Origin of the sequence: Muricoccus pecuniae, from assembly GCF_014199205.1 — a bacterium.
Lineage (GTDB): Bacteria > Pseudomonadota > Alphaproteobacteria > Acetobacterales > Acetobacteraceae > Roseomonas > Roseomonas pecuniae.
The window spans coordinates 19,717-29,138 of the sequence record NZ_JACIJD010000033.1 but is presented as its reverse complement, the minus strand read 5'-3'; the positions used below and the strand labels follow the sequence as shown (position 1 = coordinate 29,138).

Sequence of the window (9,422 nt, the reverse complement as noted above, 5' to 3'; positions counted from 1 at the left end):
TTCGCGGGATCCGACGAGGGTGGTGAGCACTGGGCTGCCGTCGCCTCGCTCATCGAGACCTGCAAGCTGAACGGCGTCGATCCCCAGACCTACCTCGCCGATCTCCTCACCCGCCTTGTCAACGGCTGGCCTCAGAGCCGCATCGACGAGCTCATGCCCTGGCACTGGCCCGCGACCACCTGACCACCAAGGGCCTCAGCACATCGCTTACCCGGCAGCCGGCATGTCGAGAGTAACAGCCCCTGGCGCCGCAATGGATCGGTGGACTGTCTCCAGCCGCGCTGACAGTCAGGGTGCGCAAAGCCCGTCGGTTCGCCCTGTGCGGATCACGCCACCCCGGCCCTCAGCAGATCATGCAGGTGCAGGATGCCTGCGGGCCGGCCGTCCTCCAGCACGAAAAGGCTGGTGATGCGATGATCATTCATCAGGGCTAGCGCCTGCTCGACCATAGCATCGGGCTCGATCGTGCGCGGGCTAGACGACATCGCTTCCCGCACGGGCCCGTCTTGGAAGCCGGCCTGGAAGGCGCGGCGGAGGTCGCCATCGGTCACCACGCCGACTAGCCGGCCCTCCGCGTTCACAACGGCAGTAGTGCCGAAACGCTTGCCTGTCATCTCAATGATAGCGCGGGACAGCGAGGCGTCCGCCGACACCGTCGGCACCTCCGTGCCCGAGTGCATGACCTCACGAACCTTGCGCAGTCGCGAGCCGAGCTTGCCTCCGGGGTGGAAGCGCCGAAAATCCTGTGCCGAGAAGCCGCGGCGCGAGAGAAGTGCCACGGCCAGCGCGTCGCCCATCGCCATTTGCATGGTGGTCGAGGTCGTCGGGGCCAGCCCGTTGGGGCAGGCTTCCGGCATGGCAGGCAGAATAAGCGGAATGTCCGCCGCCGTGCCCAGAGCACTGCTCGCGCGCGAGGTGATGGCGATGAGGATCACGCCCCAGCGCCGGGTGTAAGCGATGACATCGGCCAGTTCCGGCGCTTCACCTGACCAGGAGATGGCGAGGACGACGTCTCCGTCCCCGATCATCCCGAGGTCGCCGTGGCTGGCCTCCGCCGGGTGCACGAAGTGGCTGGGTGTGCCCGTTGATGCCAGCGTAGCTGCGATCTTGCGCCCGACATGACCGGACTTGCCCATGCCGGTGATGATCACCCGCCCGCTCGCCCCGGCCATCGCCGAGACGGCGCGCTCGAAGCTTGCGCCCAGCGCGCCGTCCAGGGCGACGCGCAAGGCGTCCAGCCCCTCCGCTTCCAGCTGAAGCGTGTGCCGGGCTGATTCAAGTGGCGGGATCGCCTTCATGTCGGCCAGATCCAATCCAAGGGCTTGGCTACTCATCGCTGACCTATCTCAGGGGCGTGCCGGTTTGCCTGGGGCGGGAGGGCTCGCCACAGACGCGGTCCAGGGTCGTCCAGCTCAGGCGGCTCTGGCGCCGGATTTGACGAGGGAGTCGATCGCTACAAGCTCCCTCAACAGGCCTTCGAACTCGTTGAGCGGCACCATGTTCGGGCCGTCGGAAGGCGCCTGATCGGGGTTCTCATGGGTTTCGATGAACAGGCCGGCGACCCCGACAGCCACGGCGGCGCGGGCGAGGACGGGTACGAACTCCCGCTGGCCACCCGAGCTTCCGCCCAATCCCCCGGGCTGCTGCACTGAGTGAGTCGCATCGAAGATCACCGGCGCGCCGGTCGCCGCCATGATCGGCAGTCCACGGAAGTCCGAGACGAGCGTGTTGTAGCCGAAGCTGGTTCCCCTGTCGGTCAGCAACACCCGGCTGTTCCCGGCACCGGTGAGCTTCGCGACGACGTTGGTCATGTCCCAGGGCGCAAGGAACTGGCCCTTCTTGACGTTCACCACTCGCCCGGTCGCGGCGGCGGCCAGAAGAAGGTCGGTCTGGCGGCAGAGGAAGGCGGGGATCTGAATGATGTCCACTGCTTCGGCGACGGGCGCGCACTGGGCGGCATCATGCACGTCAGTAAGCACCGGCAAGCCATAGGTCTCGCGGATCTCGGCGAAGATCGGCAGGGAGCGATCGAGCCCCATGCCACGCGCGGCGGAAGCGCTGGTGCGGTTCGCCTTGTCGAAGGAGGTCTTGTACACCATCCCGACGCCGAGCTTCCGCCCGATCTCCGCAAGGGCTGACGCCATCTCGAGAGCATGCGCGCGGCTTTCGAGTTGGCACGGCCCAGCGATGACCGCGACGGGCAGCTTCTGGCCGAAACGCACGTTCCCAACTTCGACAACCGAGTCAGGCAAGTTTTCCACGGGTATCTCCGTCGGGTCGGCGGCACAGTCGGGGCCGAGAAAGCCGTTCACAATCTCGCTACTCTGCCACAATGGTTCGAGGGACGGAACTCAGTGTTTGCGTTCCGATGCTGGAAACCACGCGTCCAGCCACGAGGATATGGGATCTGGGTAAAGGCCAGGAAAGCAGGGAAGGAGCCTGCGGAGGTCTCGCCCGCATCCTCCCTCGCAGGAGAGTAGGGAAGCAGTGGTCCTTTCAGGCCTGTCCGATCCAGCATGCACCGCATCCTGCGCGCAGCCTGTTCGTTCTGTGTGGGCCGGGGGGAAGGTGGGCTCGTCCGCGTGGGCGTGAGCGGCTCGCGGCGCCCTGATCCACTGGCTGACCGGAGATTGCTGCCGATGTTCGAGTCCCCTCTGATCGGCTTGGCGGTGCTTTTCCTGCTCGGCTTGGGAGTCATCGCCTTGCAGCGCCTCGAATTCCTGAGTGTCTTCAGCCGGCGCCGCCGGAAGGGACCCAGGACAGGAGGAGAGGCTGGCGGTACGCCGGAGTGAGCGTACCCCTTCTGGGCTTACTCCGCTGCCAGGGCAGCCTCGGTTCCTGTCACGGCCACCGACACGCCGGCGACATCGTCGGGCAGCCCTTCCGGCCTGTTCCGCTTCGCCTCGCGGAGGGCGGCATCGGCCTTCCGGATCGCTCCCTGGATGTCCGGTGAATGTTGCGGCACCAGGGTGATCCCCATGCTGCAACTCAGCACGCCATCCCCCGAGGGTGTCGCGAGCCCGTCGCGGAGCGCCAGGTTCAGTCGCGCTGCCACCTCGCGTGCCGCGTAATAGGCCCGGTCGGGCCCACCGGGCAGGCAGAGCAGGAAGGTATCCCCGCCGAGGCGCACGGCAGCGTCGTCGGTGCGCAGGTTCTGCTGCAGCCAGGTCCCGACCCGGCGGAGCAGGGCATCCCCCGCCGCCTGGCCCTGGCGCTCGTTCAGCATCCTGAACCCATCCAGGTCGCAGGCAACCAGCGCGCAGCCCGTCGCAAGCTCCGGGCGCATCCTCAGCCAGGCATCGAAGCCAGCACGGTTGAGCAGGCCCGTCAGCGGATCGCGCCACGCCTGGTCCCTCAGTTCCTCCAGCCGGAGGGCGAGCTCGTTGCCGCGGCCGCTCCCGAGCACTCCCCGCAGCACCGAGCGCGTCCGACCGGCTATCCGGCCCGCCAGCCATCCGCCAAGCAGCGAGACCGCGACCGTGACAAGGGCGAGCGAGGCGCCGAAGGTCCGGAGGCCCGCGAGCGCGGCGCTGCGATCGCCCTGGGCGACAACTGTCCAGCCGAAGCTGGATTGTCCCGGCAGGCCATCGGCCCGGGCGAAACCGAGCACCGAGGCGGGCTGGCCCGGGGGGGAGGCCTCCATCCAGTTCACGCCCTCGCCGGCAGGAAGGGTAGTGGGCGCGACGCCGGCTCCATCCGGTCCCAGCAGCACCGTTCCGTCGGCTCCCAGCACCCAGAGCAGCGGCGCGGGCCGCCGCGGAGCGAGCGCCGTGACCTCGTCCCGCAGGGCTTCGGCCCAGCGCCAGTTCACATGCCCGGCAACCACGCCGAGCACTCTGCCATCGGGTGACCGGACAGGGGCGGCGGCATCGAGGAAACGTTCGTTTCCCCTGCTTTCGGGCAGCATCCTCGCGAGCAGGACTGCGGGATGCAGGTCGCCGAGATGGAGGCCGGCGAGGCCCGGCGTGAACCAGGGGCGCGAGGAGATGTCCACTCCTTCGAGCATCCCCCCCGTCGCGGCGATGACACGGCCGTCCAGCCCGGCGAAGCCGATCCAGGCAAAGGTGGGCGAGCGCAGCTGCACGTCCTCGAGCATGCGGCGGGCAGCGCGCGGGTCGGCAGGTTCCCTCTCGAAAGTCTCGAAGCGGGCGAGGAGCCGCACGTCGTTCGCCCAACGGGAGAGGCTGCCATCCAGGCGACGTGCCATCGCCTCGGCAAGGCGGTGGGCGTGATCCCCGGCTTCCACGAGGAGGCGTTGCTTCTCGGCCTCCAGCATCACGGCCGAGCAGGTGCCGCCCAGCGCGGCGCAGAGCGCCGCAACCGTGAGACCCTGGCGCCAGCCGTCGAGAATCCGAGCCATGCCGTGCATCTGTTCCCTCGGCGTTCCTGCCGGCAATGCCGGAAGGGCTTAACGTATGGTTGCCGATTTATGCCATCTTTCTACCTGCGGCTGTAAAGCGTTAATATTCGGCCCGGCATGGTAGGATGTTTGACGCGCCGCCCGTGTTCCTGAATCCGCGAACGCTTGTCCGACAAGTCGCACCATCCCGTCTGGCGCTACCACCCGGCCCGTGCGAATCTGCCGGGCAAGAGCGGGGGAGGGAGAGGATGGAGGCCGGAAAGGGGGGTGTCGCGTCGCCCTCTATCGAGGTCTCGGGCCGCGTTCCGCTGCCGGTCCAGGTCGCGCGCGACCTGCGGGAGCGCATCGAGCGCGGGGAACTGCGACCTGGCGACCAGTTGCCGACCGAGCGGGAACTGATGGCGCGCTACGGCGTGAGCCGTACCGTCGTGCGCGAGGCGGTGTCGAGCCTGCGAGCCTCCGGCCAGCTCTCCACCCAGCAGGGGCGCGGCGCATTCCTGCTCTCCTCCGCTGACCCATCGCCGGCCAGGCTCAACGCTTCCGAAATCGGGCCCCTCAAGGATCTGGTCCGGCTGATGGAGGTTCGAATCGCCTTGGAGTCCGAGGCGGCGTCCCTCGCGGCGCAACGGCGCACGCCGGCCCAGATAGGCGAGCTGTCGGCGATCACGGCCGAGCTCGAGCGCTCGGTCGAGAGCCCCGAGGGTTCCACCGCGCATGACCAGGCCTTTCACCTCTGCATCGCCCGCATGTCGGGAAACGACTACTTCGCCGAGCTCCTCTCGAAGCTCTCGCCGAACCTCCTGCCGCGCGCGCGGGTGGACCTGTTCAAGGGCGACTTGGCGGCGATGGTGGCCTACCATCGGCGCTTGCATCTGGAGCACGGGCGGATTCATGACGCGGTGACCCGCGGTGACGCCGAGACGGCGCGCGCGGCCATGCGCCTGCATCTGATGGACAGCAAGGAAAGGCTGCGGGCCGTGCTGGAGGGGGCCGGGAAGGGCTGACACGGATGGCTTGCGAGCCATCAAGCCAACTTGTATGACATCCTACCTTCGCCGGCGCCGCCGGCCGATGCAGGAAACGCCCATGCCGCAGCAATTCACCCCGGACGAGCTGAAGGCCCAGCTCCCCACCGGCCTTCTCTCCTTCCCCCTGACCGATTTCGACGCCGCCGGCGACCTCGACATCGCGGGCTACCGCAAGCGGCTCGAATGGCTGGCGCCCTATGGCACGGCCACGCTCTTCGCCGCTGGCGGCACGGGCGAGTACTTCTCCCTCACCCCCGGCGAGTACAGCCAGGTGATCAAGACCGCCGTCGAGGCCTGCGAGGGCGGCTCCGTGCCCACGCCCATCGTCGCCGGCGCCGGCCACGGCACGCGCCTGGCCATCGAGTACACCCAGGAGGCCGAGCGCCAGGGCGCGGCTGGCATCCTCCTCATGCCGCCCTACCTCACCGAGACCTCCCAGGCCGGGCTGCGCGCACATATCAAGCAGGTGTGCCAGGCCACGAAGCTCGGCGTGATCGTGTACAACCGCGCCAACTGCAAGCTGACGCCGGATACGCTGGCCGCGGTGGCCGAGGACTGCCCGAACCTCATCGGCTTCAAGGACGGGGTGGGCGATATCGAGGCGATGGTCGCCGTCTACAACAAGCTCGGCGACCGGCTGACCTATCTCGGCGGGCTGCCCACCGCGGAGGTCTACGCCCAGGCCTATCTCGCCATGGGCGTGCCCACCTATTCCTCCGCCGTGTTCAACTTCATCCCGCGCACGGCGAAGGAGTTCTACGACGCCGTCATCCGGGACGACCACGAGACCGTCACGCGCCTGCTGCGCGAGTTCTTCTTCCCCTACCTCGCCATCCGCAACCGCCAGCCCGGCTACGCCGTCTCCATCGTCAAGGCGGGCGCGACGATCGTGGGCCACTCCGCCGGCCCGGTCCGGCCGCCGCTGAGCGACCTGACGGGCGACGAGGCGAAGACCCTGGCCGAGCTGATCGAGAAGCTCGGGCCGCAATGACCGAGAGGGTGAGGGGCGCTTCCCGCGCCTCTCACCCCAGCCGCTCGAGGGCGCGCTCCAGGTTCCGCAGCAGAAGGTCCAGCTCGCCCATATGCGCGGGCGAGAGCTTCGGGCCGGGCATGCGCATGGTGGCGTGGCGGATCGCGCCGCGCCGGCGCATCACCTCCTTGCGGGCGGCCACGCCCCAGAAGCCCTGCGCCTCGTAGTTCACGAGGGGCAGGTAGGCATCGAAGAGCCGGTGCGCGCCCTCCACATCGCCCGATGTGTAGAGGCGGTACACGCCCGACAGCATCTCCGGGTGCGAGAAGCCGGCCATCGGGCCATCGATGCCGCGCCCCATCTCATAGGGCAGGTAGAGCGCGTTGTTGCCCGTGAGGATCGCCACGCGCCGCCCCTGGCGGGCGCGGAGCGCGCTGATCTTCTCCAGGCTCGGCAGGTCCTCCTCCTTCACCACCTGGATCTGCGGGAAGGCCTCGACCAGCCGCAGGATGGAGGGCACGGACATCCAGACGCCGCTGGCCCCTGGGAAGTCCTGCAGCACCGTCGGCACGTCGCCGATCATGCCGAAGACGGTGGAGAAGTAGCCGAACAACTCTTCCTCCGTCCGCAGCCCGCCCGCGGGGGCAATCATCACGCCGGCCGCGCCCGCATCCATCGCCTGCTTCGTCAGCAGGGCGAGCTGCGCCGTGCCCGGGCTGCTCACCCCCACGATCACGGGCTTGCCCCCCGCGCGCGCGATGAAGCGGGCGGTGACGGCCTGCGCCTCCTCCGGCGTGAGCTTGCCGCCCTCGCCGCTGACGCCGAGCACGACGAAGCCGTCGGCGCCGTGGCCGAGATAGAAGTCGGTCAAGCTGTCGATGCTCTCCAGGTCCACGGCGCCCCGGTCGTCGAACGGGGTCTGGGCGATGATGAAGCTGCCCTTGATGTCGCTCAGCATGGGTGGCCCTTCGGCGATGGTCGGGGATGCCGCCGCGCCGGGGAATCGGCCGGGGCGGCGGCACTGCCGTGTTGCTTCTCCGCGATCCCTAGCGCGTCGCGCCCGCCTCGCCCACCGTCCCTCCCGATGGGCGGGTGGGGCCCCTGCGGACGCGGTAGAGCTGCGCGTATCCCTCGTCCGCCACCGGCTCCAACTCGGGCGGCATGGTCATCGGGCCCTCGTCGTCCGGCTGGTCGGCGTTGAGGACGAGCACGTAGTCGAAACGCGTCCTCCAGGCCCGGACATACTCGGTGTTCTCCGGCAGCACGGCGCGGTCCGAATCCAGAAGGCGGTGAACCGAGACGGCGGTGGTGTTGTCCGGCCCCGCGATCTCGTTCCACGGCGGCAGCACGCGGAGCGGCTGCTTCCCGCGCGAGGCGAAGAGGATCGGGACATAGGCGTGGCGCCAGAACACGGCGAGGGCGGGCTGGTGCTCGTAGAGCATCGGGCCGCCGCCGCCGTAGTAGCGCCCGCGCGGCGCGGAGCGGCGGGCCGGGACGGTCATGGTGTGGGCGGTCTGGAGGATCGCGGCGCCCGGCGGAACATGGGCGAGCACCCGGCGCAGCGAGGCGATGTCGGCCTGCCTCTCGTGCCAGATGCCGCCCACCCAGGCCGCCCGCGCCCCGACGAGGGCGAGCAGCGCCACGGCGAGCCCCGCCTCCAGCCCGGGGCGTGCGGGCCGGCCGGGAAGGGCGAGCTCCGGCCGCAGCGCGGCCGCGAGGGTGAGGACCATCATGACGGGGAAGCGCGCGTCGACGAAGTAGGTGCCGGCCAGCTTGGGCGGGATGGCGAAAGAGAGGACAAGCATCCCGAGCGCGGCGAGCAACAGCCCGGCATGGACGCGCAGCCGCCGCGTGACCAGCGCCCAGACCAGGGGCAGGGCGAGCAGCCCCACGAAGATCAGGTCGAGCGGCGACTTGTAGATCGAGATGCCGGAGAAGAGGGTGACGAGCTTCGTGCGGATGTCGAACCCGCCCTGCCAGGAGGTCTGCGTGGCCGGGTCCTCCTGCGCCCCGGGCAGGGCCGGGGAGAGGAGCCAGGCGACCACGAAGGGCAGCAGCACCGGCAGCACGGCGAGGATCGCGCGCCCGGCACCCGCGCCGATGCGGCGCGGCGAGCGCAGCACCTCCCAGGCGGCCCCCAGCGCGAGCCCGCCCAGCAGGGCCGCGTAGAAGAGCGCGGCGAAGGCGTGGGTCAGGAGCAGCAGCCCGGCGAGGAGGGCGCGGGCAGCGAAGGCGCCCACCGGGCCCGCGCGGCGCGACAGGGTGGGGTCCAGCGCGGCCGCCATCAGCGCCAGGCCGAGGCCGATCTGGAAGTTGAGGAAGCCCGCGACCAGCGTCCAGTTCCAGGCGAGCAGGGGCAGCCCGGCCAGCCACCAGTGGAGGCCGCCGAAGAGGGCACGGTTGAGCAGCACGGCCCCGAGCGGCGGCAGCACCACCGCGGCCAGCACCAGAAGCTGGCCGAAGCGCTCGATGGGGAGCGCCGGCCCGATCGCGGCCGCGATGAGGTCGATACCGATATTCGTGCGGACGCTGCCGAGATCGACCTCGTAGATCCGGTCGAAGGGCGCCTCCGCCGCACCGCCCGCGACGAGCCAGAGCCGCGCGAGGTGGTTCGGGTAGTCCAGCAGGGGCGGGAAGGGTGTGGAGAGAACAGTCAGCGCCAGCGCGGCGACGCCGAGGGCGAGGAGCAGGGAGGGAAGCCAGTCCGACAAGCTCCTGCCCGCCGGCCGCGAGACGGCCGGGGCAGCGGCGGAAGGCCCGCCCGCCCTCATGTCATTCAGGAGTTCCGCCACGCTGATCCGCTCTCCTTGCTGGCGCCCGCCGCTGCGGACAGCCGAAGGCCCCCCGCGATGTGCGGGCGGCCTCCCAGGTTCCGATTGCGGAGGATGCTAGAGGGAAAAGCCCGGCCGGAGTGGGAACGCGGGCGCGAGGACCGCACACAATGGCTTGACCTCCGTGCCCGGCGGGCGACCCCGGACAGGATCAACTCACGCAGGTGTCACCGGAAGAGGAACGATACGATCCCCTTACATCGGGGTTAGAGGAACATTGGTCACCCAAGAGG

8 protein-coding genes are annotated in these 9,422 nt (G+C 69.6%); 3 read left to right on the top strand and 5 right to left on the bottom strand.

Features of this window, described 5'->3' with window-relative positions; all coding sequences use genetic code 11:
* The coding region (locus FHS87_RS21205; protein WP_184521348.1) for a transposase domain-containing protein at positions 1-183 on the top strand (183 nt) is incomplete at its 5' end.
* 143 nt (positions 184-326) lie between these two features.
* Here the strand turns inward: FHS87_RS21205 and FHS87_RS21200 are convergent.
* The 3 genes from FHS87_RS21200 to FHS87_RS21190 form a co-directional block, all read right to left on the bottom strand.
* Positions 327-1,298, bottom strand: a complete 972-nt coding sequence (locus tag FHS87_RS21200; protein WP_221300234.1) for a KpsF/GutQ family sugar-phosphate isomerase — start codon at positions 1,296-1,298, stop codon at positions 327-329.
* A 114-nt stretch (positions 1,299-1,412) separates the two neighbouring features.
* Positions 1,413-2,261 (bottom strand): 3-deoxy-8-phosphooctulonate synthase, encoded by an 849-nt coding sequence (gene kdsA, locus FHS87_RS21195; protein ID WP_456306628.1) that lies wholly within the window; start codon positions 2,259-2,261, stop codon positions 1,413-1,415.
* A 548-nt stretch (positions 2,262-2,809) separates the two neighbouring features.
* Entirely contained in the window at positions 2,810-4,360 is a 1,551-nt protein-coding gene (locus FHS87_RS21190) for a sensor domain-containing diguanylate cyclase (protein WP_184521344.1), read from the bottom strand.
* A gap of 248 nt (positions 4,361-4,608) precedes the next feature.
* Here FHS87_RS21190 and FHS87_RS21185 point away from each other — a divergent pair, with 248 nt between their 5' ends.
* Positions 4,609-5,364, top strand: a complete 756-nt coding sequence (locus tag FHS87_RS21185; RefSeq protein ID WP_184521342.1) for a FadR/GntR family transcriptional regulator — start codon at positions 4,609-4,611, stop codon at positions 5,362-5,364.
* A gap of 82 nt (positions 5,365-5,446) precedes the next feature.
* Complete coding sequence (gene kdgD, locus FHS87_RS21180; RefSeq protein ID WP_184521340.1) at positions 5,447-6,379, top strand: 5-dehydro-4-deoxyglucarate dehydratase; 933 nt, start codon at positions 5,447-5,449, stop codon at positions 6,377-6,379.
* Between the two features lie 31 nt (positions 6,380-6,410).
* On the opposite strand, the gene FHS87_RS21175 is transcribed toward kdgD, so the two are convergent.
* Together FHS87_RS21175 and FHS87_RS21170 are read right to left on the bottom strand one after the other, a co-directional pair.
* Positions 6,411-7,316 (bottom strand): dihydrodipicolinate synthase family protein, encoded by a 906-nt coding sequence (locus tag FHS87_RS21175; RefSeq protein ID WP_184521338.1) that lies wholly within the window; start codon positions 7,314-7,316, stop codon positions 6,411-6,413.
* An 88-nt stretch (positions 7,317-7,404) separates the two neighbouring features.
* Entirely contained in the window at positions 7,405-9,150 is a 1,746-nt protein-coding gene (locus FHS87_RS21170) for a hypothetical protein (protein WP_184521336.1), read from the bottom strand.
* Positions 9,151-9,422 lie beyond the last annotated feature (272 nt).

Excerpts from the sequence above, each read along its gene's own strand:
- FHS87_RS21200 (WP_221300234.1), bottom strand. The coding sequence starts at position 1,298 with ATGAAGGCGATCCCGCCACTTGAATCAGCCCGGCACACGCTTCAGCTG.
- FHS87_RS21190 (WP_184521344.1), bottom strand. The coding sequence starts at position 4,360 with ATGGCTCGGATTCTCGACGGCTGGCGCCAGGGTCTCACGGTTGCGGCG.
- FHS87_RS21185 (WP_184521342.1), top strand. The coding sequence starts at position 4,609 with ATGGAGGCCGGAAAGGGGGGTGTCGCGTCGCCCTCTATCGAGGTCTCG.
- kdgD (WP_184521340.1), top strand. The coding sequence starts at position 5,447 with ATGCCGCAGCAATTCACCCCGGACGAGCTGAAGGCCCAGCTCCCCACC.
- FHS87_RS21175 (WP_184521338.1), bottom strand. The coding sequence starts at position 7,316 with ATGCTGAGCGACATCAAGGGCAGCTTCATCATCGCCCAGACCCCGTTC.